15 protein-coding genes are annotated in these 25,109 nt (G+C 68.6%); 7 read left to right on the top strand and 8 right to left on the bottom strand.

All coding sequences use genetic code 11. The features are described from left to right. Positions 1 to 3: 3 nt before the first annotated feature. The 5 genes from paoC to ASD71_RS00700 all read left to right on the top strand — a co-directional run bounded on the left by paoC (position 4) and on the right by ASD71_RS00700 (position 6,734). Positions 4 to 2,205, top strand: a complete 2,202-nt coding sequence (gene paoC / locus ASD71_RS00720; protein WP_056558552.1) for an aldehyde oxidoreductase molybdenum-binding subunit PaoC — start codon at positions 4 to 6, stop codon at positions 2,203 to 2,205. A 30-nt stretch (positions 2,206 to 2,235) separates the two neighbouring features. Beyond that, positions 2,236 to 2,685 carry a DUF6389 family protein gene (locus ASD71_RS00715; RefSeq protein WP_056566214.1) on the top strand — a complete coding sequence of 150 codons (450 nt, stop codon included), beginning with the start codon at positions 2,236 to 2,238 and terminating at the stop codon, positions 2,683 to 2,685. Between the two features lie 201 nt (positions 2,686 to 2,886). Beyond that, a complete protein-coding gene (locus ASD71_RS00710; RefSeq protein ID WP_056558549.1) occupies positions 2,887 to 3,936 on the top strand; it encodes a hypothetical protein in 1,050 nt (349 codons plus the stop codon). A gap of 481 nt (positions 3,937 to 4,417) precedes the next feature. Continuing rightward, complete coding sequence (locus ASD71_RS00705) at positions 4,418 to 5,872, top strand: DUF1254 domain-containing protein (RefSeq protein ID WP_056558547.1); 1,455 nt, start codon at positions 4,418 to 4,420, stop codon at positions 5,870 to 5,872. A gap of 85 nt (positions 5,873 to 5,957) precedes the next feature. Continuing rightward, positions 5,958 to 6,734 carry a hypothetical protein gene (locus ASD71_RS00700; protein WP_056558544.1) on the top strand — a complete coding sequence of 259 codons (777 nt, stop codon included), beginning with the start codon at positions 5,958 to 5,960 and terminating at the stop codon, positions 6,732 to 6,734. A gap of 21 nt (positions 6,735 to 6,755) precedes the next feature. Here ASD71_RS00700 and ASD71_RS00695 read toward each other — a convergent pair whose 3' ends face one another. Further along, entirely contained in the window at positions 6,756 to 7,370 is a 615-nt protein-coding gene (locus tag ASD71_RS00695) for an ATP-binding cassette domain-containing protein (protein WP_056558541.1), read from the bottom strand. A 145-nt stretch (positions 7,371 to 7,515) separates the two neighbouring features. On the opposite strand from ASD71_RS00695, the gene ASD71_RS00690 reads away from it, so the two are divergent. Further along, entirely contained in the window at positions 7,516 to 8,307 is a 792-nt protein-coding gene (locus tag ASD71_RS00690) for an enoyl-CoA hydratase (protein WP_056558539.1), read from the top strand. A gap of 34 nt (positions 8,308 to 8,341) precedes the next feature. Here ASD71_RS00690 and ASD71_RS00685 read toward each other — a convergent pair whose 3' ends face one another. Together ASD71_RS00685 and ASD71_RS00680 are read right to left on the bottom strand one after the other, a co-directional pair. Next, on the bottom strand, positions 8,342 to 10,423 hold the full coding sequence (locus ASD71_RS00685) for a PIG-L family deacetylase (protein ID WP_056558537.1): 2,082 nt from the start codon (positions 10,421 to 10,423) through the stop codon (positions 8,342 to 8,344). 344 nt (positions 10,424 to 10,767) lie between these two features. Then, a complete protein-coding gene (locus tag ASD71_RS00680) occupies positions 10,768 to 11,988 on the bottom strand; it encodes an MFS transporter (protein WP_056558534.1) in 1,221 nt (406 codons plus the stop codon). A 491-nt stretch (positions 11,989 to 12,479) separates the two neighbouring features. Here ASD71_RS00680 and ASD71_RS00675 point away from each other — a divergent pair, with 491 nt between their 5' ends. Further along, positions 12,480 to 13,871, top strand: a complete 1,392-nt coding sequence (locus ASD71_RS00675) for a YadA C-terminal domain-containing protein (protein WP_162253539.1) — start codon at positions 12,480 to 12,482, stop codon at positions 13,869 to 13,871. An 11-nt stretch (positions 13,872 to 13,882) separates the two neighbouring features. Here the strand turns inward: ASD71_RS00675 and ASD71_RS00670 are convergent, their stop codons facing one another. The 5 genes from ASD71_RS00670 to ASD71_RS00650 are packed head-to-tail and all read right to left on the bottom strand — an operon-like array spanning position 13,883 to position 25,106. Then, positions 13,883 to 17,008 carry a DUF6519 domain-containing protein gene (locus ASD71_RS00670; RefSeq protein ID WP_056558530.1) on the bottom strand — a complete coding sequence of 1,042 codons (3,126 nt, stop codon included), beginning with the start codon at positions 17,006 to 17,008 and terminating at the stop codon, positions 13,883 to 13,885. A gap of 25 nt (positions 17,009 to 17,033) precedes the next feature. Next, positions 17,034 to 19,136 (bottom strand): phage tail protein, encoded by a 2,103-nt coding sequence (locus ASD71_RS00665; RefSeq protein ID WP_056558528.1) that lies wholly within the window; start codon positions 19,134 to 19,136, stop codon positions 17,034 to 17,036. Then, on the bottom strand, positions 19,133 to 22,294 hold the full coding sequence (locus ASD71_RS00660) for a putative baseplate assembly protein (RefSeq protein ID WP_056558525.1): 3,162 nt from the start codon (positions 22,292 to 22,294) through the stop codon (positions 19,133 to 19,135). The genes ASD71_RS00665 and ASD71_RS00660 overlap by 4 nt, the downstream gene beginning before the upstream one ends. Then, positions 22,291 to 24,747 (bottom strand): hypothetical protein, encoded by a 2,457-nt coding sequence (locus ASD71_RS00655; RefSeq protein ID WP_056558523.1) that lies wholly within the window; start codon positions 24,745 to 24,747, stop codon positions 22,291 to 22,293. Before ASD71_RS00655 ends, ASD71_RS00660 begins: the two co-directional genes overlap by 4 nt. Beyond that, entirely contained in the window at positions 24,744 to 25,106 is a 363-nt protein-coding gene (locus ASD71_RS00650; RefSeq protein WP_056558520.1) for a GPW/gp25 family protein, read from the bottom strand. Before ASD71_RS00650 ends, ASD71_RS00655 begins: the two co-directional genes overlap by 4 nt. Between the last annotated feature and the right edge of the window lie 3 nt (positions 25,107 to 25,109).

Raw genomic sequence — 25,109 nt, 5'->3', positions numbered from 1 at the left:
CCCATGAAATTCGATACTCCCGCGACACAGAACCCCATCGACCAGCTCAAGGTCGTCGGCCAGCCCGTCGATCGCATCGACGGTCCGCTCAAGACCAGCGGGCAGGCCGCCTACGCCTATGAACACCACGATGTCGCGCCGAATCCCGCCGTGGGCTACATCGTGGGCGCGGCGATTGCCAAGGGCGCCATCACGGCCATTGATACGGAAACGGCGCGCATCGCCCCGGGCGTCCTGGCCATCGTCACCGCGCAGAATGCCGGCAAGCTGGGCAAGGGCAAGATGAACACGGCCACGCTGCTTGGCGGCCCGGAAATCCAGCACTATCACCAGGCGATTGCGCTGGTGGTGGCGAATACGTTCGAGCAGGCGCGCGCGGCCGCCAAGCTGATTCGCGTGCAATATGCCCGCAAGCACGGCGCGTTCGATCTGGCAGCGCAGAAGCGGGACCACGGCGAGTCCGGCAAGCACATCCCGAAGACGGATGCGGGCGATTTCGACGCTGCGTTTGCGGCGGCACCGGTTACGGTCGATCACATCTACACCACGCCCGACCAATCGCACGCCATGATGGAGCCGCACGCATCGCTTGCGGTCTGGAAGGGGGACAAGCTCACGCTGTGGACCTCCAATCAGATGATCGCGTGGGGGCGGTCCGACGTGGCCCGGACGTTGGGCATTCCGAAGGAGAACGTTAGGCTGATTTCGCCCTACATCGGCGGCGGCTTTGGCGGCAAGCTGTTCGTGCGGGCGGACGCCTTGCTGGCGGCGCTGGGCGCTCGCGCGGCCGGCAGGCCAGTCAAGGTGGCGTTGCCGCGCCCGCTGATCATCAACAACACGACGCACCGGCCGGCCACCATCCAGCGCATCCGGCTGGGCGCGGCGCGCGACGGCAAGCTGACGGCGATTTCGCACGAGAGCTGGTCCGGCGACCTGCCGGATGGCCAGCCCGAAGAGGCCGTGCAGCAGACCAAGCTGCTGTACGCGGGCGCCAACCAGCGCACCGCGCTGAACCTGATGACGCTGGATCTGCCCGAAGGCAATGCGATGCGCGCGCCTGGCGAGGCGCCCGGGATGATGGCGCTGGAGATCGCAATTGACGAGATGGCGCAGGCGCTGGACATGGATCCCGTGCAGTTTCGCGTGCTCAACGATACGCAGGTCGATCCCACCGATCCGTCGCGGCCGTTCTCCCAGCGGCGTTTCGTCGAATGCCTGCAGACGGGCGCCCGGCATTTCAACTGGGACCAGCGCGATTCCAAGCCCGGCGCTCGGCGCGATGGGCGTTGGCTTATTGGGCTGGGCGTGGCCAGCGCGTTTCGCAACAACCTGGTGATGAAGTCTGCCGCACGCGTGCGGCTGGACGCGGCGGGGCGCGTCATTGTCGAGACCGACATGACCGACATCGGCACGGGCACCTACACGGTCATTGCGCAGACGGCCGCCGAGATGCTGGGCGTGCCGCTGTCCCGCGTGGTGGTGCGCCTGGGCGACTCGGCCTTTCCCGTGTCCGCGGGCTCGGGGGGGCAGTGGGGCGCGAACAGTTCCACGGCGGGCGTGTATGCCGCCTGTGAAAAGCTCCGGGCGCTGGTCGTGGAGCGATTGGGATTCGACGCGCAGGGCGCGGTGTTTGCCAATGGCTCGGTGTCGGACGCCAGCGGACGTAGCGCGCCGCTGACACGTGCGGTGTCGGGCGGCGAGCTCATCGGTGAGGATGCGATCGAGTTCGGCGACCTGGATAAGAAATTCCAGCAGTCGACGTTCGGCGCGCACTTCGTGGAAGTGGCCGTGGACGCCGCCACCGGCGAGACCCGCGTGCGCCGCATGCTGGCCGTCTGCGCCGCGGGCCGCATCCTCAACCCCAAGACGGCGCGCAGCCAGGTCATCGGCGCCATGACCATGGGCGTGGGCGCGGCGTTGATGGAGGAGTTGGCGGTTGACCATCGCGCGGGGTTCTTCGTCAATCACGACCTGGCGAGCTACGAGGTCCCCGTCCATGCCGACATTCCGCGTCAGGAGGTGATCTTTCTTGACGAAGACGATCCTGTGTCGTCGCCCATGAAAGCCAAGGGCGTCGGTGAACTCGGCCTGTGCGGCGTGGCGGCGGCGATTGCCAATGCCGTCTACAACGCGACCGGCGTGCGTGTGCGGGATTATCCGGTGACGCTGGACAAGCTGTTGGCGCAGATGCCGTTCGACGCGTGATGCCGTGCCGCGATGCGCTATCCTGGCGCGATGACGAAACACGACTATCAAGACGCGCTGCGCCGCATCCTGGACGCGCACACGGCGGCTGCTTTGCGCACACTGGCCGGCATGTTCGCGCGGTTGCCCGAGAAGGCGCGCGAAATCCAGTTCGGCATCTTTCCCGACCAGGGCGGCGAGGGGACCTTCTCGGTGGTGATCGGCCTGGAAGGGCCGGATCTGTATGTGCTCAACAAGGCCATCGAGGGCTATCGCGATCTCTTTGACGTCGTGCACGGCGAAGAAGGATTGGAGCCGCCGGTGCCGATGTTCTCCAGCGAGCCGGCGTTCTGCGTGCAGGACGCGATTGCCGACGTGGCAGCCGATTGGGTCCAAGCGCTATGGGCGCAGTGCGGCCGCCTCGTGTCGCCCTTGCCGGCGATGGTCTATGCCCACGACGATTACGGCACGGATCTGCCGCGCGCATTGCCTGGGGCATAACCGGGTTTCATTCCGGGTGTCAGAAACAATCGCAACAATAAATTACGCCTGTTTGGTCCCGGATCGACGAGCAGATGCGCTTCCCACAGTGTTGGACGCATCACCATGTGTTTCAGCGGACAAACCGAATATTGCGAACCGTACCAGAGCCGGTAGGATGCGCGCACATTGCTCCAGTCCAATCCCTTAAGGATCGATCCCATGTCCCTGCCGCGCTCGCGACTTGCCCTCTCTGCCCTGACGCTTGCCCTGACCCTGTCGGGCTGCGTCACGATTCCGGATTCGAACGGCGAGGGCACTGCGGACGACAAGCGTTATGGGCAGTTGGTCGATCTGATCGGCGAGGCGCTGAAGGACGGCATGTCGGTGGTGCTGGTGGCGGACCTGATGCCGCATGCCACGCTGAAGGACGCCATGAAGATGACGACATGGACCGGCAACACCGTCTGGATGTTCGAACCCGATCCGCGCATCACGTTCGGCCGCAAGTTCCAGAACAACTCGCTGCAACGCGACAAGGACACGACCTACCTGTTCAAGGCCTTCGAGGTCCACATCCTGCCGCCCGGCAAGTACCTGCTGACGGGCGGGGACGACTACAAGCTCAATGCCACGCTGAATCAGATCGGCGCGAAAGCCGGACCGGTTGGCTCGGGCCGAGGCGCCAACGGCACCACGTATCTGTCGCCAGAGCTGTATCGCGAGTTCTACAAAGAGACCAACTGGCACGAAGGCACGACGGGTAGCCAGACCAGGACCGAGAAGGTCTGCACGGCCGTGCACCGCGCGTCCGGCGCCTGCGTGGCCTGGGGCGAGCAGCAGATCACCGAGACCACGCCGGGATCGCGTGCCGGCTACTACGAAGACACCACATCGCGCGACATTCCTGCCATCAAGGTGCAGTCGCGCGTGGTGCCCAAGCTGGCGTTGGCCAGCTTCACGCTCAAGGGCGGCGACCTGGTGCTGAGCCAGCGCATGCACATGAGGACGCCCAGCTACAAGTTCAAGCAGTCCGCCTGCCGCGCGGTCGATCCGAAGATGATTGAGTGCCCGCTGGAGGACTTCACGGTGTACACGTGGCCGGCGCCGATGGACTTTGCGCAGAAATATTTCGCGCAGCGCACGAACCTGACCGACGCGCAGCGCGAGCTGTTGGCCAAGCTCAAGCCGATGCAGATCACGCCGCTGGGAAAGCAGGGCATGCAGGACCCGGTGTGGGGTGTGCCGCTGTCGCTGGGCAAAGGGAAGTAGGGCGCTTCCGAAAGCTGCGCGCCGCTGGTCAAGTGCCGCGGGCGGTTTGCCGGATTGCTACCAACGGCGGATGGTCGTAGTCATTCCGGCTACTTGAGCAGCCGAATGACTGCGCATAGATTGACCAAGGCCTTTTGCCCTCGTGCTGAATGGCCGCATGGGTGGTCCGCAGTCGAATGCCTTCAGTGGTGCGTTTCCTTTGTCTTTTTCAGGGAGCCCATTCTTGGACGTCCCCCCCCTTCTTGCATACCTGTGCGCCTCATGCACAAGCCGTCTATCCCCGTTCGCGCCAAATGATGCCGCCGCCTCGTGCGGTGGCGGCGGACTGCCGCCCGAATCCCGTTCTTCCCTCTGGCCTTGATCCACGGAGCGTGCCCGCCACAACGACACCGAATGCGCATTAGCTAGAAAAAACATCGTCGTGCATGTTGGAAGTCCCCTTAGTGAACTTCGCCAAACACATCCATTGGGAGCGACAACAATGAAGCTAACTCGCCGCAAACTGAACGCAGGGGGATTGGCCCTGCTGGCTGCAGGATCGCTGGGACCGGCGTTCCGGGCCTCGGCCGCCGCCTCTGAAGGGCTGGTGGCCAATCTGCCCGAAGCCGATGACCGTTTCGTCCTGGCCACCGACGCCTACATCTACGCCTACCCGCTGGTGACCATGGAGATGACCCGCCGGGTGATCACCAACGTCGCGGAACCCAAGGGCACGCGCGCGCCGATGGGCCAGCTCATCAAGCTGCGTCAGTATCCGGACGCCAAGTTCCGCGACGTGACGGCGCCGAATGCCGACACGCTGTACACGACGGCATTCTTTGATGTGGGCGACGAGCCCTGGGTGGTCAGCCTGCCGGACCTGAACGGCCGCTACGCGCTGTTTCCGCTGCTGGACGGCTGGACCACCGTGTTCGACGTGCCCGGCAAGCGCACGACGGGCACGGGCGCGCAGACCTTCATCGTGACGGGGCCCGGCTGGGAAGGGACCGTGCCGCAAGGGATGAAGCAGTACAAGTCGCCGACGAGCATCGTCTGGCTGCTGGGCCGCATCTATTGCACGGGCACGCCCGAAGACTACGCCGAGGTGCACAAGCTGCAGGACCAGGTGAAGCTCGCGCCGCTCAGCGGGTGGGGCAAGGATTGGAAGGCGCCGCAGGGTAAGGTCGATTCGGCGATCGACATGAAGACGCCGGTGCGCGACCAAGTCAACAACATGGATGCGACCGAGTATTTCTCGCTGTTCGCGCAGTTGCTCAAGCGCAATCCGCCGACCGTGGCCGATGCGCCCATGGTCGAGAAACTGGCGACGATCGGCATCGTGCCGGGCCAGGATTTCGACAAGTCGAAACTGCCCGCCGATTTTGCCAAGCGGGTTCCCGAGACCGGGTTCGCGCGGATCATGGCGCACTTCCGTTCCAACGACGGCGACATCCAGCACATCGACGGCTGGGGCTTCACGACCAAGACGGGGATCTATGGCACGAACTATCTGCAGCGGGCCTTGGTCACCGCGATCGGGCTGGGCGCGAACCGGCCGCAGGACGCCGTTTATCCGACCTCGCTGCGGTCATCCAACGGCACGATCCAGCGCGAGTACAACGGCTCGGAAAAGTACGTGCTGACCTTCCGCAAGGGGATGGCGCCGCCCGTGTCGGGGTTCTGGTCGCTGACCATGTATGACCAGAACTACTTCTTTGTCGACAACCCGCTCAACCGCTATTCCATCAGCGAACGCCAGCCGCTCAAGCGCAAGCCGGATGGGTCGATTGATCTGCTGATCCAGAACGAATCGCCGGGTCCGGAGATGGAGTCGAACTGGCTGCCGGCGCCCAAGGGGCGGTTCATTCTGATGATGCGTCTGTATTGGCCCAATGAAAGCGATCCTTCCATCATCAATGGCTCGTGGACGGTGCCGCCGGTGCGGCGCGTGAGCTGACGCAGTCATGGCGGCAGGGTGCGCCCCGGGCCTTTCCGGGGCGCACTCTCATGTCTCGATAGGCCTTCGGGCCGGAGGGTGCGCGATGAAAATGCACGTCATTGTTTGTTTGGCATGCACGGTGCTGCATGCCGGGACCGCGATCGCGGCCGAGCCGCAGGCGGCAGCCGCCATCGACGCGGGGGCTTCCGACGAATGGAAGTTCTCGGTGTCGCCCTATCTGTGGGCACCCGCGCTGTCGGGAAAGATCACGCATCGGCGGCTACCGCCCGTGGACGTCGATGCGAGCTTTGACAAGATCTTCGACAACCTGGATTTCGCGGCCATGCTGATGGGCGATGCGCGCAAGGGCCGGTACAGCATCTTTGGTGACCTGCTGTACGTGAAGGTCGGCGCGCAAGGCAATACGCCACGGGGCATCCTGGCCGACAGCGCGGACGTCAAGAACGAGTCGTTCACGGGCATGATCGGCGCGGGCTATTCGGTGCTGGACCGGTCGGAACACAGCCTGGACGTGGTGGGCGGGCTGCGGGTCTGGTCGGTGGACAACAGCATCACGTTCAATGGCCGGCTGACACGCGGCACAAAGTACAGCGACAGCGCGACGTGGGTGGACGCCATGGTGGGCGTTCGCGGCACCTACAACTTTCATTCCAAAGCCTATCTGACGGGCTGGGGCATGATCGGGGCAGGGGGCGCTCAAGCCGACTGGGACCTGGGGCTTGGCGTGGGCTACAACTTCAACAAGTCGGTTTCGGCCACGGTGGGTTACCGCGCGATGGGCGTCGACTACGAGCGTAATGGCTTCAAGTACGACGTGGTGCTGCAGGGACCGATCGCGGGGCTGACGATCCGGTTTTGAGCAACGTGCCCCGCGGTGCGCTCAGCGCAGGTCGGCGACGTTGACGGTGGCGGCGCCGCAGGCCTGCACGAGTTCAGGGTCGTGGCTGGCAAACAGTACGACGCGATCTTGCGCCCAGCGCTTGAACACGTCCGCCAGCACGCCGCGCGCCTGCGCGTCCAGCCCATTGCTGGGGCCGTCGGCCACGACGACCGCCGGATTGCCCAGCGCGGCCGCGGTCAGATAGACCTTGCGCCGCGTGCCCGTGGACATCTGTTCGAAACGCTTGTCCAGATGCGGCTCAAGACCCAGCTGGCGGGCCAGTTCCCAGATCGAGTCGTCCAGCGTCACGCCTTTGGCCTGGGCCGCCTGTTCCAGCAGGCCGCGTCCGGTCTGCTCGGGAAACGCCATGCAGTTGTCCGGCACGTAGGCCAGGCGGGACTGTGCGGCTTGCGGCGCGTCGCGCAGCGAATGGCCGCCGATGAGCACGTCGCCGCTGTCCGGCGCGAGGGTCCCCGCGATGATGTTCAGCAGGCTGGATTTGCCAGTGCTGTCTTCTTCGCACAGCGCCACGCAGCCCGGCGCAAAGGTATGCGTGAGGCCCTGGAACACGATGTAGTCGCCGTAGCGCTTGCTGAGGTTTTCGATGCGTAGCATGCGGCAAGTGTACGAGAGGAACGCGTCCCGCGGCCATTGGAAGGCGAGGCCGTATTCGATCGGTTCGAGCGGGCCATGGGTTGTCGTGTCCGGACCCGGCCGTTAGCATCGGCGGCTACCCGCCAAAAAAAGAACCGGAGACTTCATGACTGCGCCCATTCCTGAATTCACCCATGCCGTCGTGACGCGCGACGCCCGCGGCGTCTATACCCTGCAGATCCACGATGCCAAGAGCCTGAACATCCTGGCGTCCGCTGTCACGCTGAGCCTGACCGAGGCGGCGCGCTGGATCGCGGCGCAGGATGACGCCCGCGCGGTGGTGATCCGCGGGACCGGCGAAAAGGCATTCGTGGGCGGGGCGAACATTTATGAAATGGCCGAGCTGGATCCGCCGGGCGCGCGTGCGTTCATCACGCGGCTGCGCGACCTGTGCGAGGCGGTGGCGGATATTCCCGTGCCGACCATCGCGCGTTTGCCCGGTTTCTGCCTGGGCGCCGGCATGGAGCTGGCGGCCGCCTGCGACATCCGGCTGGGCTCGGCGGACGGTGTTTTCGGCATGCCCGAGGTGCGCGTTGGCATTCCCTCGGTGATCCATGCGCTGCTGTTGCCCGCGCTGATCGGCCAGGGCCGGACCAACTGGCTGCTGCTTACCGGCGAAACGGTGGATGCGGCGCAGGCGCGGGATTGGGGCTTTCTGGAATTCATGTGTGAGCCGGGCGGGCTGGACGCGCTGGTCGAGCGGACCGTGGCGCCGATTGCCGCCAGCGGCCCGCGCGCCGTGCGCGCGCAAAAGGCCCTGCTGCGTGACTGGACCGAATCGTCGATCCAGGCGGGTTTGGACCGTAGCGTGGAGGCCTTTGGTGAGGCTTTCACCACGGATGAACCGCGTCGGTGCATGGCGCCTTTCCTGGCGCGCAAGGGGCGTCACAAGGCTTGAAGGCGTGGTCCCGCGGGTGGGGCCACGCCGCCGTTCATTGCACGCGGGTCGGTGTTGCCACGCGCGAGGTCTGGGCGGGCATGCGTTCGACTGTCAGCGCATCCGGTTCAGCCGTGGACGGCCGGACCACCACGGCCTTGTTCGCGCTGGTTGCGCCCAGATTGGGCAGGTCGGTCGGCCGCGCGGCCACGGCAGTAAACGGACCGCCGCCGCTGGCCGGGACGCCGTCCAGCGTCAGGTTGGCGGCCCACGTGCCGCTGCGGCGCGACAGCACCTGATAGCGCTGCGGCGCGCCCGCTGCACGCGCAACGACGTACAGCGTGCCGTCCACCAGGCTGATGGCGGGCGGCGATGCGGCTTCGGCGTCCAGCTTGCCGAGCTTGCCGTGTTCCAGCAGCCAGAGCTGTCCGCCCGCGCGTTCCAGGATGGCGAGCACGACGTTGCCGGTGTTGTCGGCGTGAATGGCGGGGCGGCCGATGTAGGGCACGCCCAGGTCCGCGGGTGCGCTCCAGTCCATGTCCAGATCGGTGGTGTCGCCGGCTTCGACCAGCTTGGTCAGGTGGTTGTTGGCGCGCTGGCGGAAGTAAAGCTCGACGCGCTCTTCGTGGTTGCGGATGGCAGCCAGTCCGCCGGCGGCCTCGGGGGCGGCGACGCGGCGCCAGCCTTGCCATTCCGAGCGCTGACCCTTGGCGGCCGGGAGCTGGCGGGTATAGAAGAGTTCGCCCTTGGCGGCGATCGCAAACACGACGTAGCGCCCATCTGAACCGCGCGCGGCGGCGGGGGAACCCGAGGCGCCCTCCAGCGGCGGCAGCGCCTGCCAAGTGCTCCAACTGCCGTCGATGCCGGACGGCGCGATCCAGTGCAGCACGCCGTCATAGCCCAGCGCGACGGCGGCGGCCTCGCCGCGGGGGGCGACGGCCGGAATTTGCGTGACACGCAGGCCGCCCAGCGCCTGCCAGCCCTGCCAGCTGCCGTCATGGCGCTGCTTGTTGGCCCAGACGCCGCCCAGCGGGTCGCGCGCCATCAAGCCGGCCGTGCCGTCGGCGTGGGCAAACGACACCACGGGACCGGTCGTGCGGCCGCCCAGGCTGTGCCAGCGCTTTTCGCCGGAATCCCAGCTGTTCACGGCGGCGTTGGTCTCGCCTGCGGCAAACACGACGAGTCCGCCGCGTCCGTCGGGGTAAAGCTGCGGGGCGATGTCGTGGCGGGACACGTAATAGGCGCGCTGCACCCACGCGGCCGCAGGGCCGGCGGGTTCCTGGCAGCCCTTGGGGCCGGCGCAATAGTGGTAGTCGTTCCAGGCGTAGTGCTGGAAGATCACCGACTTGCTGGCGATTTCCGCGTCGGCCAGGTTGGTGGCGCGTTCCTGGCTGGGGTAGTCGATGTACCCGGTCTCGGCATAGTTGCCGGGCGCGCGCAGCATCGCTTCGCGCGCCAGCCTTGCGCTGGCGATGTGGTCGGGGTGCCCGTGGCCCGCGCAGCGCCAGCAGAGCTGGGTGTACGGCACGCTGATCGTGTCGTCCAGGTGCCGCACGGTGGTGGGGCCGTATTGGCGGATCAGTTCGGCCATCGTGTCCACCAGCTGCTCGCGGGTGTAGACCTCGGCGTGCGGACCCAGCGTGTCCACGTTCTGGTTGGGTTCGGATTCCGTGCGGCTCAGCGGCGTCAGGCTGCCCCAGCCCTTGCCCAGCCACGGATCCTTCAGGCGCATGTGCCAGAGCTGCACGCGTGGGTTGCCGGTGAGCGTGAAGCGTGCAATCTGACGGCCCGCGACGATGCCGGTGTCTTCCTTCCATGCGTCGGGCTGGTGCGCCATGTAGGCGTAGGCAGCGCGCACGCCCCGCTCGCGGCCCAGCATGTAGCCTTCGCCTTCCCCAGCGTCGCTGGCGGTCAGGTACACCAGGCGCACGCAGCCGCCCGCCTCGATGTTCGAGGCGACGTCCGGATTCATGAAGAGCAGGTCGTCATCCAGATGGGCGACGAAGGCCAGGTCCTTGATGCCGTGGCACTCGGCCAGCGACGGCGGCGCGGCCAAGGATTGGGTGGAGATCAGGGCTGCGGCCAGGCAGCAAAGCGCCTGGCACAGCGGGCGCAGCAAGGCAGTAAAAGCGGGCATAAAAAAAGCGCTGCATGTTGAAGGTGCAGCGCGTCTTGAGGTGGTAAAGAGTGCGGAAAGTATAGCTGCCGCGCGGACGCGGGCTGCAATAGGCGCTTGCCCGGTGTGGCGCGGGGCCGACGGTTTGTGACAGGATAAATGGGGGACGCGTTAAGAAGGTGTCTGACACCCTTGAGACGACATTGCAGGATGACGTTGCTCTCGTTGGGTGTCAGACACCTTCCAAGCACGCGCAGGTGTCTCGCGCGGGGGTCTGATACCCCTTGGAGACGACCTGCAGAGCGCGACGCCGAGGGGAACGGGCCAATAAAAAAGGGACACCGTTGATGGTGTCCCCCATTCGTTCAGCGAGCCGATTCGGTGCTGACCGTCAGGTTGTCCGCCCGCGCCGTACGCGTGCGGCGTTCCAGCATCACCGCCCACAGCCACAGCGGCATGCTGGCGATGGCAAGCAGGCTGCCGACCCAGCCGGTCGACGTCCATCCAAATCCGGCGGCAATCGCAAGGCCGCCCAGGAACGGCCCGAGCGCGTTGGCCGTGTTGAAGGCCGAATGGTTGAGCGCCGCGGCCAGCCCCTGCGCATCGCCCGAGACGTCCATCAGGCGCGTCTGCAAGACGGTGCCCAGCGCGCCGCCGACGCCCACCAGGAACACGTTCAGCGTGATCAGCCAGACGTTGTGCGCCATGAACGGGAAAAGGGCCAGCACCACGGCAGACCACAGCAGCAGCAGGCCCGCGGTGCGCATGACGGCCCGATCGGCAAACACCGGCACGACCATGTTGCCCACCGTCAGACCGACGCCGAAGGCGCTCAGCACCAGCGGCACCATGGCGGGCGTCACCTGGGTGACGGCGGTCAGCGTGTCGGCGAGATACGTATAGATGGAGAACAGGCCGCCGAATCCGACGGCGCCAATCGCCAGCGTGATCCAGACCTGGCCGCGGCCCAGCGCGCTCAGTTCACGCAGCGGACTGGCGTTGGGATCGGCGGCGGTGTCCGGGGCGTACGCGCGCACGCTCAGCATGGTCAGCACCGCCAGCAGCGACACCAGGCCGAAGCTCCAGCGCCAGCCGATGACCTGGCCCAGCCAGTTGGCCAGCGGCACGCCGACGATGGTGGCTACGGTCAGGCCCAGAAACACGCGGCCCACGGCCACGGTGCGCCGGTTGGCCGGCACCATGGAACTGGCCACGAGCGACGCGATGCCGAAGTAGGCGCCATGCGGCAGGCCGCTAAGAAACCGGAAAAACAGCATCCAGTGGTAGTTCGGCGCGATGGCACTGAGGCCGTTTCCGATGGCAAACAGGCCCATCAGCGCGATCAGCAGGCGTCGGCGCGGCATGCGCGCGCCCAGCACGGCCAGGATGGGCGCGCCCACCACGACGCCCAGCGCGTACGCGCTGATGACGTGGCCGGCGGTGGGGGCGTCGATGCCCAGCGATTGGGCGAAATAGGGAAGCAGGCTCATCGTCGCGAATTCGGTGGTGCCGATCGCGAAGCTGCCAACGGCAAGCGCCAGCAGCACCAGGGCGGGCCGGTGCTGCGCGGAAACGGAATGGGACATGGAGACTACGAAGAGAGGATTGCGGAATGCTGCGATGCAACAGGGCCATTGTAGAGGGCCGAACCTGTCATTTGCATGTCGGGCAATCCGGACATGGTCACCCAGTGCGAACGGCGATGCGTGGAAAGGTCTTGTCGGGGGCGCGAGTGACGATCTTGACGTTTGTTGATATTTGTCGCATCGCTCGCCCAAACAATAAGAAAGCTTCGATGGTTGCGTCGCTGGTCGAAAAGTAGATTGAAAAAAACCTTATACCTCAAGTGGTTAAGGGGCTTTCTTAAAGCCGCGTTTTCGGCAATGAGCGCGCTCCGGCGCTGGGTGGAATCGTCATGAATGACATCTTTACGTACGTACCGAATACAACCCCGATCCCCGCGCAAAGCCCGCATCAGGCCTTGTCTTCCGCCATGCGCCGACGGGGCACTCCCTGCAGGGCGCGGTGCGCTGCCTCTGTCGCAACGGTTGCGCTAGCCTGCGCGGGCAGCCTGGGATTGGCAACGAATACCCACGCAAGCGGCCAATTGCAGCTATGCAGTCCCGACACGGCGTTCGGGAACGCGCTGAATGTCGGCAGCCCGAACTCTTTGCTGCCCTGCCCCGACGGCAGCCCGTCCTTCACCCTGCAAAACATCCGTAGCCTCAATACGGAGGAAGGCTTGACCGCCGCGACGGTCCGGATCACCGGCTACGCCGATGGCACGCTGGAACTGAAGGGCGAGAACGGCATCTTCATGCTGAACGGCGTCAACATGAACGGAAACCGGATCACGCAGGTTGGCGCGGGTGTGCTGTCTTCCACCAGTCAGGAGGCGGTGAATGGATCGCAGCTTTACGCCACCAACCAGCAAGTGCAGTCCAACAGCGCGGCCATCACGACGTTGGGCACAACAGTCGCGCAGAACACGGCCAACCTGAACACGCTGACCACCAACCTCAACAACGGCACCGTCGGCCTGGTCCGGCAGGATGCGGTCACCGGCGCCATCTCCGTGGCCGCCTCCACGGGCGGCAATGTCATCGACATGGCGGGCACGGACGGCACGCGCACCATCACGGGCGTCGCCAGCGGGGTCATCTCCGCGACCAGCACGGACGCCGTCAATGGCAGCCAGCTCTACGCCCTTTCGCAACAGGTCGGCCAACTGAACGCCGCCAATGCCTACGTCAGCGTCGATGGGGCGGGCGATGGCAGCGACAACGCCGCTGCAGGCGCGGGCACGATGGGCACGGCGGTTGGAGCCAACGCCACGGTTACCGCGTCCAACGGCGTGGCCATCGGCGCAAGCGCATCGGCGGCTGCGGCCAACAGCGTGGCGCTGGGTGGGGGCTCGGTGGCTGACCGCGCCAACTCGGTCTCGGTGGGTGCGCAAGGCGCCGAGCGCCAGGTGACCAACGTGTCCGCGGGCACGCAAAGCACCGATGCCGTGAATGTGGGTCAACTCAACCCCGTGGTGGCCGGCCTGGGCGGCGGCGCTCATATCGACGCGGCCACCGGCGCCGTCACCGGCCCGGCGTATCAGCTCGATGGCCAGACGTACTACAACGTCGGCGATGCGCTCGGCTCGCTGGACACCACCGTGCAGCGCAACCGCGAAGGGCTGGCCCGCCTGGATAACCGCATCGACCAGACCAACCGCGCCATCGACGAAGTCGCGCGCAACGCCTATTCGGGCATTGCGGCCACCACGGCGCTGACCATGATTCCGGAAGTCGACCCGGGCAAGCGGTTCGCACTGGGTGTGGGCGCGGCCACGTATCGCGGCTATCAAGCGGTTGCGGTGGGCGCGTCGGCGCGTGTCAACGACCGCGTCAAGCTGAAGGCCGGCGTGGGCATGGCCTCGGGCGGACCCACGGCGGGGATCGGGGCTTCGATGCAGTGGTGATGATCGCGGGATCACACCGTCACCACATTCAACCCGCCATTGGCCAGGACTTCCGGATTCGCGCCCGACACGAACAACCGGAAATCGTTATGCGCGAAGTTGCCGATCACCTTGGCCTGCGTGGCGATGAGGGCGCCGGCGTCGCCGTTGGTCAGCAGGTTGTTGCCGGTGACGGCGGCGTCGAACGCGGGGAAATGACTGTAGGCCTCCAGCGCGTTGTCGGCCGCGCGCAGGCAGCGCCACGCGGCAAATTCGCCGCCTGTCTGAATGATGTTCAGCATGGCGCGCGCCGCCTCGGCCCCGAGCCGCAGGCTGGACAGCTGGTTGCTTTGCAGCATGAACGTGCCGTCGCCTTCCGGCACCATCTTGCCCGTGCGGATGCCGCCGCCCAGCAGCTTCAACTGATCTGTCGTCAGCTCCGGAAAATCCCCTGACTCCGCAAAGAGCGCGATGCCGCCGCGCAGCCGGTTGTCGCGCACCGTGGTGTCGGCGTCGTTGTCCAGCAGCGCCAGCGCGCAGGACAGCGGATCGGCCAGCAGCGCGGCGGCAAGCGCGGCGATGGCGGGGCGCAAGCGTTTGGCTGCGGGCGTTTCGCGGCCAAGTTGCGTGGCCAGCGTCGTCAGCGCCGACTGGATACGTGGCGTCATCGTCAACGCATTGCCGGCGGCGCCGGCGCGCAACAGCGCGGCGATCTCGGTGGTCATGGCCTTGCGCACGTCCATGGGCTGGCGCGACAGCGCCGAGGCGGCGCGATCGTCGTCATCGTCCAGCACCGTATCGGGGGAAAGCGCGCGCTTCAGCGCGGCCAGCGTCGGGGCGCGGGTGAAGAGCTGGTCAAAGCGTTCGGCATTGCCGCGGCCCGCGGCATAAAGACGGCAGGTCTCGATGTGCACGCGCCGGCTGCCGTCGACACGCACCAGGCTGTTGCCGGGGCCGGCCGGTCCCGCGCAATCGACGCGCGACAGCCGCAGATCGGCGCACTGGTTGAAGGCGATCGCGCCGGGTTGGCCGCGCCGCGTGATCACCAGGTCGGCGATGGAAACGCTGGCAAAGCCGTCCAGGCTGAACATGCGTTCTTCCAGCAACAGCCGGCTGGCGGCTCCGCACCCATGCAGCATCAGGCGCACGCGCGGCCCCTTGATGATGAGGTCGTCATCCAGCTTGTGTTCGCCCGGCGTCAGGCACAGGCAGATGTCCATGCGGTCCTGTCCGATGAGCGTGCGCAGCGCGGTGTCCAGCGTCGGGAAATCGCCTGCCGGGCCAACGGTGAGGCAGCATCCGCCGCCGTGCGTGCGCCGGCACAGCGCATCCAATGCTTCTTGCACCGAATAGGCTTGCTCCGCGAGCAGGTCCGCGCAGTTTCGGGGGTCGTAGGCCACCTCGGATGCGAGCGCCAGGGTCGCCGTATAACGCAGCGGCAGGTAGCGGTCGGACACGGGCAGGCCCGCGCGCAGCAGTTGCGCGGTGGCGCGTTGCACGGGGCGGGCGGCATCGCAGGCGAGCGACCAGGCAATGGATGCCACGCCATCCGCGCCGGTGGCCACGTCCTGTGTGGCTGTGCCATTGGGCAGGCGGCCGGCGTCCACGGTGAAGCGCACCACGGCGCCTGTCACCGGCACGCTGCCGTTGGCCACGCCCGCGCGCAATTCGGCGGGCAGCGGCACCACGTCGGGCGTCATGGCGGGATTGGGCTTGACGCTCTGTCCGTCGCCGCCCGCGTAGTAAAGCTGCGTCAGTTCCGTCAACGCGGGAAAGAGCGGGCGGCAGTCGCTGACGGCGGTCCATGCGCCGCCCTGCCAGCGCAGCAGGGCCAGCCGCGCAAACGCCCGCAGGACGCCGGCGGGCGCATTGAAGGCGGGCTTGCCGTCGGGCATCTGCGGCCATTCGATCGACGCGGTGGCGGTGCGTGCGGGAATCAGCCAGTAGTCGCCCACGCGCAGGCGGCCAGGGGAAAACTTGATCTCGACGCCGTCCTGCTCCAGCTCCACCCAGCCGGCGTTGGCGCTGTTGATGGGCGCGGGCGTGATTTCCGCGACGCCGTCCCAACGACGCACACGCGGATTGGACGGAAAACGCGCCGCGTCCAGCGGATGACCAATCAGGCTGGCCGGGTCGATGGTGACCGTGTTGCCGTCGGTGCGCACCACCTGCGCCAGCGGGCCCGGCTGTCCCAGCAGCTCGTGCGTGTCGTCCAGGAACTCGACCCAGCAGCCCGCGGTGATGGCCAGCACGTCGTCGCGGCCGATGCTGGCGACCTCGAATTCGTTGGCCACGGGGTCGTCCAGCCAGCGCACGACGCGCGACAGGATGCTGCCGTTCTCGCGCGACCACTTGTAGCGTGCCTTGCCCGCGCCGGCGCCGTCGTGGTGGATCTCGATGCGGTAAAGATGGTTTTCCAGCAGCCGGTAGCCCGCGTCGGGCGGCAACTGGCAGGGTGTCTTGGGCGGCACGCTGGCTTCGGCGCGCGCGGCCATGCGCGCATCGGGCGGGGCGGTCAGCGCATCCCACGCCGGCAACGCCGACAGGCAGGTGAGGGCGGCGTCCGGCGCGCCCACCTGCATCAGCTTGACCTGCCACACCGTCTTTTCGCGGGTGGCGGTGTCGGGGCCGCCCAGCGCGACTTCGCGCATGCTGGTGTCGCCGGCAGGCAGATCCAGCGTGCACAGGTGGCGCTGCCACGCTTCCAGGTAGGCCAGGTACATGCCCTCCGGCGGCGGCGCGGCTTGTCCGCCCGATCCGAAGACGACGACGCCGTCGATGTCGGCCGGCGTGAGGGCGGGCGGCGGCAGCGGCAGGACGGACGCGCCAGCCGGCAGCACCGGCGAAGCCGTCGGCGGCATGTCGGGCTGCTTGGCCACGGTGGCGGGCTGCGGGTTTTCGCACAGCAGCCCGTCCAGATACAGGCGGCCGGCCGATAGCGACAGGTCCTTGCCCGCGGGGGCCAGCGCAAAGCCCGGCGCCTCCAGCGGCACGCCCACGGGGCCGACGATGTCCGCCGTCTCGGTTTCGATGCGGCGGTTCAGGATGTCCTGCTGCTCGTTCCAGTCCGAATCCATCTGCACGCGGCCCTGCTGCATGCGGACGGCCCGGTAGCGCCGGACGGGGTCGAATGTGAGGCGGCTGAGATCGGCTTTCATGGTGTTGTTCCCGAAGACAGGGGGCTCAGTTCACGGGGATCAATCCCGCTTCGAGTCCGAAGCGCAGATACTCTTCCAGCGCTTGCCGCAGATTGGCTTCGCGCTGGGCTTGCAGCAGGAAATTCCAGGCGCCCATTTCGGCGCCGTTGTCCGCGCCTTCGCGGATCTCAAGCGCGCAGCCGCGCGCCAGTTGGCCGTACGCGGGCGACCCGAACTGCGTGGACGTGAACGACGGGGCCACGCGCGCCGCCGCGCGTCTTGCGGCGGCGGCGCCCAGGTCCTGCATGGCCAGGTCCGGCTGGCAGCGGTAGCGCCGCGGCGTGACTGACGGCATGGGCACGTGGCAATAGCGCACGCACCCTTCCTGGCGACGGTTGATGGCGAGCGGCCCGCCGAACAGCGTGTTGGACGCGTCGAGCCGTCCGGCCGCCACGCGCCCAAACAGTGTGCAGGCCAGGACGCGCAAGGCGCTGTCGTCCACGTCGACGGCAGCCGCGGCGCTGCCTTGCGCGTCGATCAGGCACGCGTCGAGTTCGACCGAGGCGAGCGGCGTGGCGCAGCGCACCGGCCCGCAGAGACAGCGAGTAAGGCTCAGCTCCAGTTCAGGTGCCGCGCCGCTGTGTCGCACGCCGCCGCGCGCGGGCGCCAGCGTGCAGTGGCGCAGCGCCACGGCACGCAACGCGCCTTCCAGCCGCAGGCGCCCGTCCACCAGCAGCCCGTCAAGTCGCACGCGCGTGCTGGCATTGCCGCGCAGCCGCCAATCCCCCCGCAGCACGGGCCGGCGCAGCGGGGCTGCCTCGATCGACAGATGCGTGTCGGGCAGCACCAGATCCGGGGCGATGTCTTCGGAGCCATCGTGGTCGATCACGATGCGCATCCGCTGGCCCGCCTGCACGGCGGCCAGCGCCGTTGCCAGCGTGGGCGTTGCCGCCGAGGGCACGCGCAGTTCGATGTCAAAGGCGTCTTCGGATGCCGCGTCTGCATCGTCGCCAGCCGGCACGCTGCGGTCGTACGGGCCCGCGCCGATGTCGCCGGGAAAGCCATACGCATAACGCACCTGCACCGATTGCGCCGTGACGCCGGCGGGCAGCGCAAGGCGTCCGCGGCGCGGGTCCAGTCCCACCAGCACGCCGCCCGCAGCGGGAAAGCTGCGGTCCGGGCGCCCGGGCTTGCGCGCCTTGACCAGCAGGGAGGCGTCGGGCCGGCGCCAGTCCTCGGGGGCGACGCCGGGAATGGGCGCCAGGTTGCAGAGGACCAGATGCTCGGGCGGCACGGCCTGTCCGTCCAGCCACACCTGCACAACTGGGCCGCCGCCGCCCGCGGCAAACCATCCTTGCGGCGGCGCGTCGCCGTCGGTCAGGGCCTGGCGGCGCGCTTGCAGTTCGGCATGCAGATCGCGCCAGGACAGCGGTTCGGGCACGTTGACCGGCTCGGCCAGATGGTCGATGTCGGTCTCGGTGCGGGGCCGGTTGAACAGGGGCTGGTCGCGGCCCAAAGGGTCGATGGTATAGAAGCCGTCGCGCGTCGTGGCGGGGGCGGCGTTGCCGCGCTGCACGGTGTACGACTGCAGCCGCCACAGAAAGAGCGCGACGTTGGGCAGGTTGTAGCGCCCCGCAGGCAGCGCGCGCACGTCGGCCGTGTGCAGCTCGGCGCCGAAGGGGCCATCGACCCGCTCCATCGCCCGGGAATCGCGCAGGTCCGGTGTGCGCAGCGCGTGCGGGCGCGGGTGGTTGACGTGCTGCGTGGTGGCGACGCGCTCGAAGCACTCGGACACGCGGCTGCGCCAGCCCGTGGCGTCGGCCGCCAATTCTTCCAGCACCAGCGCGGTGCCCTTGCGGCGGCGCAGCCGCAGCGTATTGGCCACCAGCGCGCGAGGCGAGAAGGCGGTGCCTACGGGGTACAGCGCGCGCACGCCGAGCAGATCGCCCAGGTACGGCACCACCCAGTCGTCGCAAGTTTCGATGAACCAGTTGTCGTAGAGCCGGTCCACGTCGGCGTCCACCAGCGCGCCCTGGCGCGCCAGCACGTCGAGCAGCGCGCGCAGCGGGCCGCCGGCCGCCGCGTCGCGCTCGCGGTAGAAGGCCGGCAGCAAGGCCATCAGCGCATCGGCATCCAGGCGGGTGTTCATGTGCGCTCCGATAACAGGATGCCAGCCGGGTTCGGGCGCAGCAGTTCGGCCGGTTGCAGGCTGTCTTGCTGCCACCGCGCGGTGCGGGCGGGCAGCGTGGCGTCGGGCCCGTTGCTGCGCCGCGCGGTGAAACGGGACAACGCCGAACCTGGCCCCGCGCTCAGCCCCGCATCCAGTCCTCCATCGAGCACCAGCGAATCCAGGTCCACCCACTGCACGCCCGGCACGCCTTGCAGCACGGACAGCACTTCCGCGCCGTGCACCGGCTGGCCGAATGCGCGCGCGGCAAAGCCAAAGGCCTCCAGCACGCGGGCGCCTGCCGCCTGCAATACCTTGGGCGTCTCGTAGCGGGGATCGATGCCCAGACCGGCCCGCAGGCCGAAATCCAAGTAGCGGCACGGCGCCACGCGCAGCGGCTGATAGGGCGGCCGCGCCCCGTCGATGGCGGCGAGCAGGTTGCGGTACAGCGCGCCGGCGGGGTCCAGCGCGGCGCCATCCTCGCCGGCGACGGTCAGATGCACGAGCCGTTGTTCCCCATCCCACAGCCACACCGCCTGCGACTTGCCGATGCCTGTGAACGCGGCGGCAAAATCCTCGAAGTCGCGCAGCGAGACGATGCGGTCCAGCGTGCGCACGCGCAGCGGCGCATTGCGGCGGGCGGCGTCGCCGGCTTCGGGATCCACGCCGCCGGTCGCGGGCGCCGGATTGACGACCGCCTTGACGCCGGGCGCTCGCGTGAGCAGCACGCTCAACTGGCCGGGCGCGACGTTTCCTTCGCGGCCCAGGCCGACGCGATAGCGCGCCTCCACGTTGCCGGAGCCGGATGGCAGGCGCGCGCCGTGCAGGCCGTCGCCGAACTGCACGGTGGCGCCGCCGCTGTCGTCCAGCCGCAGCAGATAGGCGCGATCGTCCGGCGCCAGTTCCGTGATGCGCGGCGCCTCGGTCCACAGCAGGCCATCCACGCGAACCTCCAGGCTGCTCGCCGCGCCGCTCGCCGTGGGCGCGGGCACGAACGTCAGCGGCTTTTGCTGCAGCGTGAAGCGCTGGAAGGCCCGGTTGCCGGCGCCGCTGCCCAGCACCTCGGGCTGGATGCGCATCTGCCGGCTGTCGCCGTGGCTGGCCGGCGCGACGTTGGCGTTGATGCGTACCGTGGCGGGCAGATAGGCGTGCGCCAGATCGGCGTCCAAGAGCAGCGACGTGCGGCCGCCGGCGCTGTCGTTGCGCTGGATGCGCACGATGTCGCTGGCGTCAGAAAGCGTGACGGTGGCGCGCGCACCGTCCTCGAATTCCAGATCCGCGCTGGCGCGGTCGCGCGCCACGCGCACGCTGGCCAGCGCGTCGCCGCGCAACAGCCGCTCGCGCGGCGCGGTGTTGGCGGCGTCGCTCTCGTCCAGGATCAGCCCCGACACCGCCAGCACGCGCTCGTGCGGCAGGTCGGGCTCGTACGAGGCCAGCACCAGCGCATGGCCCTGCGTCAGGCCGGACGCGGGGCGCACGCCCCAATCCAGCGCGTCGGATTCGCCATAGGCGGTGGTCTCGCGCACGGCGTCGTTGAACTGTTCGCGCAGGCGTTCCCCCCGCAAGGTCAGGCGGGTGGTCGGTCCGGCAAGCGCAAAGCCCGTCCGGGCGTCGGGCCCGGCGTCGGCAATGCGGTAAAGCTCTTCATACCCCGGCATGGACAGCACGGCCCAGCCGCCGGCCACCCATTTCGGATAGACGGCATCCAGATGCACGCCGTGCACGTCGCCGGGGAACAGGCTGGCCGCGGGTATCGTCTGGCGCGCCAGGCCGGGCCCGGACCATGCGAGCGCAAGGGTGGCGTCGCCGCTGGCTTCGTAGTAGTCGATGCGGATGTCGTGCTTGCGTCCCGCCGTGAGCCGGACGCTGGCGCTGTATTCGGTGGGCGATTGCTCGCGCCACTGGTCGATGAGCAGGTTGCCGTCCACCCACAGTCGCACGCCGTCGTCGGCCGTGACGTGGAAGGTGTAGCTGCCGCTGCCCGGCGCGCGCACCCATCCGGTCCAGCGCACGCAGAAGTTGTCCGCCGGCATGCCATCGCCGGGGCCGCCCGCGGCCCACCGGAAATCCAGCTGCGGATCGGTGCGCGTCATTACCCGTTCGCTGAAGCTGCGGCCGCGGTAATACTCGCCGTACAGTCCCGACCCCGCGCCGCTTGCGCCCGGCGGATCGGAGATCTCGGCCAGCGTGTAGCCCGGCCATTGCGGGAACTGGCCGAAGGACGGTTTTGCGTCGTCGGCCATGCCCAGATAGGCCGCGCGCAGGGTGGCGGGCATGGCACGCCAGTCGGGCGCGTTGTAGCCGAACAGCCGCGATTGCGCGCGCAGCGCGTAGCAGCGAGGATTGCGGCGGGCGGGCTGCACGTGCGGGGCCGCGCTGCCCAAGCCGCGCTCCAGCGAGATCAGCGTGTACGCGGGCGCTCCGTCTTCGCCGGGGCCCGGCACGTACTCGCGAACCTGCGTCAGGCGGCGGAAGTCCCAGTTTTCGTTGCCCGGGTCGCGCGCGCGTTCGTCGCCGACGATCACCACGGCGTCGCCGGCCTTCAGGCGCGTGGCGGCGCCGGCCAGGCATAGTGTGCGCGCGCCGAAGCGCGGCGCCGCCGGTTCGAGCCACGCCAGTTCCAGCGCGTTCCAGGCGGCGCGCGCCTCGACCGCCTGCAGGGTCTCGAATGTCTGCGCGCGTTCGTCCTGCGCGGGCACGCTTTGCGCGCGCGTCCAGGGCTCGACCCGCGCGCGCAACGGCGCGCCCGGCGCGGTTTCCAGCGAGAACGCGAGCCACGTCGTTGCCGCCACACCGGGCCGCAGTTCATAGCCAATGGCCCGCGCCAGCGACTGCACCGAGCGGCGCTCGGTCGCGGTCCGCAGATAGCCCTCGTTGCCGATGCGCTCCTGATAGAACGCCAGCACGTCCAGCACCGCGGCCCACGCGTCGAACAGGGCGATGACGGGGTCGTCGCGGTCGCGTGTGGTCAGCGCGGCCAGCGCCGGCGATCGCGCCAGGTCCGCCGTCAGGCTGGCAAGAAAGCGGCCATGCGTGCCGATGCGCAGGCGCAAGGCGGGCTGGCCCGGCGGGTTGTCCAGGTCTGATGGCGTCAGCGCAGGCTGGCCGGCGCAGCAGCCGCAATCGGCGGGGGTTGTCATGATCCGCCCTCCACGATGAAGTCGATGCGGCCGTTCTCGGGAAAGTTCGGGTCGCCGTCGGCGCGCAGCACCTCCAGTGGCGCGGCCAGCAGGCGGCCCGTGTCCAGCTCGCCCGCGGGGTCGCGGCCCCAGCGCTGGAAGCGTTCGGCCCGCGCAGATGCCACGCCCGGCACCGCCATGACGGCGCGCATCAGCGCCGACAGCGCCAGCGGCGTGCCGAAGGTGTAGCGGTCGGGATGAAAGAAGCCCGGCCGGCCCGCGCGGTCAAAGCCCGCGGTGAAGGCATCGCGCAGCGCCGCTTTGACGTCCGCGGCAAAGTGGCCCGGCGCCGCGCAGACGCGCACCAGGATGTCGAGCGGCACGTGCACGGGATCGGAGAATTCCAGGTCCTGCCCGGCCAGCCGGAAGCGCTCCATGAAGGCGCGCAGCGTGGCGCGGAAGGGCGCGTCCACCGCGAGCCCGCCACGCCGGTCCACGGTCAGGAACACGGTGTGCCAACTGCCCGTCCAACGCAGCCGGGCCGCCGCGCGCTGCACTTGCGGATGGCGCTCCGCGAGGCGCGCGTAGTCGTCGGCCGTGACCGCGCGCTCTTGCACGCGGAAGGCCTCGGGCGCGTTGAGCTTGATGGCGTCGGCCGGTTCCGGCGCCGCGCCGCCCTGCGCGGGGAGCGGATTGCGCACGCGCGCCACGCCCAGCATCAGGTCCGCATCGTCGGTGACGAGCGCGCCGATGGCCTCGGCACCCACGTTGCCCTCCGAGCCGCCGCCCAGCCGGTAGCGCGCCAGCAGGCGTTCGCCCGCAACGGGGGTGGCGCCGTAGCGGTTGTCGCCAAACCGCAGCCACGCCGCACCGTCGGTCTCCGTTTCGACGACGAACTCGCGCGCGTCACGGGCGCTGGCCAGCAGGCTGCGCTGAGGCGACCACGCCGGGCTGGCGGGGGCGGGCACGTCGCCGGGCTGATTGGCGTCGTCCGCCTGCAGCGACATGCCGCTGGGCAGCGCGCGGCGCGGGTCCTGCGCCAGCGCCGCGCCGGCGGGCAGCAGGGCGGACACGGCGAGGTCATGCCGGTAGGGTTCGGCGCAGGCCAGGCCCGGGTCAGGCAGGCGGGGGCGGTAGGGCCGCGAGGCGGGCGCGTCGCGCGCGGTCGCGGTGTCCGGTTGCAACGGCGTCCAGTCGCGCTGCATGCCGTGGTCGGCCAGGACAACGTTGCCGCGCGCCACGGATACCGCCCGCTTGACCAGCGCGCCGCCGTCGTCGAATTCGCGGCTGACGCACAGCGGAAACGGCAGCGCGTCGTCCGGATGCCAGGCGATCAGCAGGAGGTCGGTGCCGGTCAGGTCGTCGCGGCCGGCGCGGGTTTCGGTCAGGCGCACGGCCACGCGATGCGTGCGGTCCGCGTCGGCCTTGCGGCCCGTCAACGGGTCGATCGTTTCCTCGAACACCAGCACGTCGCCGGGGGCAAGCGCCAGCGGCGGATCGTTCATCAGCGCCGCCTGCGTCTGGCCGCGCGGCAGGCAGTAGGCGGGATCGGCGAAGTCATGCAGAAATATGCGGCTGTGTGCGGCGTGCAGCGTCAGGTCGTGCAGCGTCTCGAACACTTCGATGCCGGCCGCGGGCAGCCCGTCCAGCGCGTCGCGGCGGCGCACGGGCGCGGCAAGCGCGGCTTCGGGCGCGCTGGTCAAAAGCGGCGTGCCTGCCGGTATGACCTTGCCGTCGCCCTGCGCATTCGCTTCAACGGCGACGAACACGCGCGCGTTGCAGCCGTCATGCAATGGGTAGTCCAGGAGACGCGCATGGCGCCGCAGCGAGGTCCGGCGGCGCGCGGTGTCCAGATAGGCCTCGGTGGCGGCGGCGTCCTGCGCATAGGAAAGATGGTCGGCCACGTAGGCCAGCGTTTCCACGAGCGCCACGGTGAAATCGGCGGGATTGCGCTCGGTGAAGTCGGGCATGCTCTGCGACAGGCGGTCCAGCATCAGCCGCCGGAAGCTCTCGTAATCCTTGGCCAGGTAATCGAGCAGCGGCTCTGGCTGCGCGGGCGCATCGCACGTGTGCGCATCGGCGCAGTCGAATTCCGACGGGCAGCCCGCCTTGAAGTTGATCTCGATGGTGGACAGGCACAGGTCAAAGCCCGGCGCCGGCGCATCGGGATCGGCCGGGTTGACGAGGGCGAGCGTGTACCAAGAGAAGTCGCCGGCCTTGTCCACGGTCAGCCGGATCTCGTTGCCCGACAGCACCGGGTCCGCGGCCAGCGCGATGCCGCGGATGCGCGCGCCGCCTTCGATACGCACGTGGGCGCGACCGATGCCGGACACCGGATGCGCGCACACCACGCGCACCGTGCGCTGGTCGGCCGCGTCGATCTCCACGAAGGCAATGCCGTTGTCGCCGGGCGGCTGCTGGGCGCGCAGCAGTTGCAGCCGGCGCGGGTTGGCGCTGCGGAACTGGCGGTTCATGGCAGATCCCGCGTAAAGCGCGCCAGCCGCCGTTGCTGGCCCTGGCGCAGCACGTACTGCACGTCGACCTGCAGGGTCGCATCGCGGTGCGCGACGTTGACGGATTCCACCGCGATGCGCTCGCCCAGCCACTGCTGCAACGCGCCCTGCACGCTCATCTGCACGGCGGCGGCCAGGGTGTCGCTGTTGGGCGCGAACACCAGTTGCAGCAGCCCGCAGCCGAAGTCCGGCCGGTTGACGCGCTCGCCCGGCACGGTGAACAGCACCTGCTCGATCATGTCGCGCACGTGCGTGGCGTCGTCGGCGTTGCGGCTGCGGCCGCGCGCGTCGGGTTCGAACGGAAAGCGCAGGATGGCCATGGC

The sequence above is a fragment of the Achromobacter sp. Root565 genome (assembly GCF_001427425.1).
Lineage (GTDB): Bacteria > Pseudomonadota > Gammaproteobacteria > Burkholderiales > Burkholderiaceae_B > Achromobacter > Achromobacter spanius_D.
This window is presented reverse-complemented; position numbering and strand designations above follow the sequence as displayed.

Bases quoted from the DNA above. Each gene is read 5' to 3' on its own strand.
- paoC (WP_056558552.1), top strand. From the start codon at position 4: ATGAAATTCGATACTCCCGCGACACAGAACCCCATCGACCAGCTCAAG.
- ASD71_RS00715 (WP_056566214.1), top strand. From the start codon at position 2,236: ATGACGAAACACGACTATCAAGACGCGCTGCGCCGCATCCTGGACGCG.
- ASD71_RS00710 (WP_056558549.1), top strand. From the start codon at position 2,887: ATGTCCCTGCCGCGCTCGCGACTTGCCCTCTCTGCCCTGACGCTTGCC.
- ASD71_RS00705 (WP_056558547.1), top strand. From the start codon at position 4,418: ATGAAGCTAACTCGCCGCAAACTGAACGCAGGGGGATTGGCCCTGCTG.
- ASD71_RS00700 (WP_056558544.1), top strand. From the start codon at position 5,958: ATGAAAATGCACGTCATTGTTTGTTTGGCATGCACGGTGCTGCATGCC.
- ASD71_RS00695 (WP_056558541.1), bottom strand. From the start codon at position 7,370: ATGCTACGCATCGAAAACCTCAGCAAGCGCTACGGCGACTACATCGTG.
- ASD71_RS00690 (WP_056558539.1), top strand. From the start codon at position 7,516: ATGACTGCGCCCATTCCTGAATTCACCCATGCCGTCGTGACGCGCGAC.
- ASD71_RS00685 (WP_056558537.1), bottom strand. From the start codon at position 10,423: ATGCCCGCTTTTACTGCCTTGCTGCGCCCGCTGTGCCAGGCGCTTTGC.
- ASD71_RS00680 (WP_056558534.1), bottom strand. From the start codon at position 11,988: ATGTCCCATTCCGTTTCCGCGCAGCACCGGCCCGCCCTGGTGCTGCTG.
- ASD71_RS00670 (WP_056558530.1), bottom strand. From the start codon at position 17,008: ATGAAAGCCGATCTCAGCCGCCTCACATTCGACCCCGTCCGGCGCTAC.
- ASD71_RS00665 (WP_056558528.1), bottom strand. From the start codon at position 19,136: ATGAACACCCGCCTGGATGCCGATGCGCTGATGGCCTTGCTGCCGGCC.
- ASD71_RS00660 (WP_056558525.1), bottom strand. From the start codon at position 22,294: ATGACAACCCCCGCCGATTGCGGCTGCTGCGCCGGCCAGCCTGCGCTG.
- ASD71_RS00655 (WP_056558523.1), bottom strand. From the start codon at position 24,747: ATGAACCGCCAGTTCCGCAGCGCCAACCCGCGCCGGCTGCAACTGCTG.
- ASD71_RS00650 (WP_056558520.1), bottom strand. From the start codon at position 25,106: ATGGCCATCCTGCGCTTTCCGTTCGAACCCGACGCGCGCGGCCGCAGC.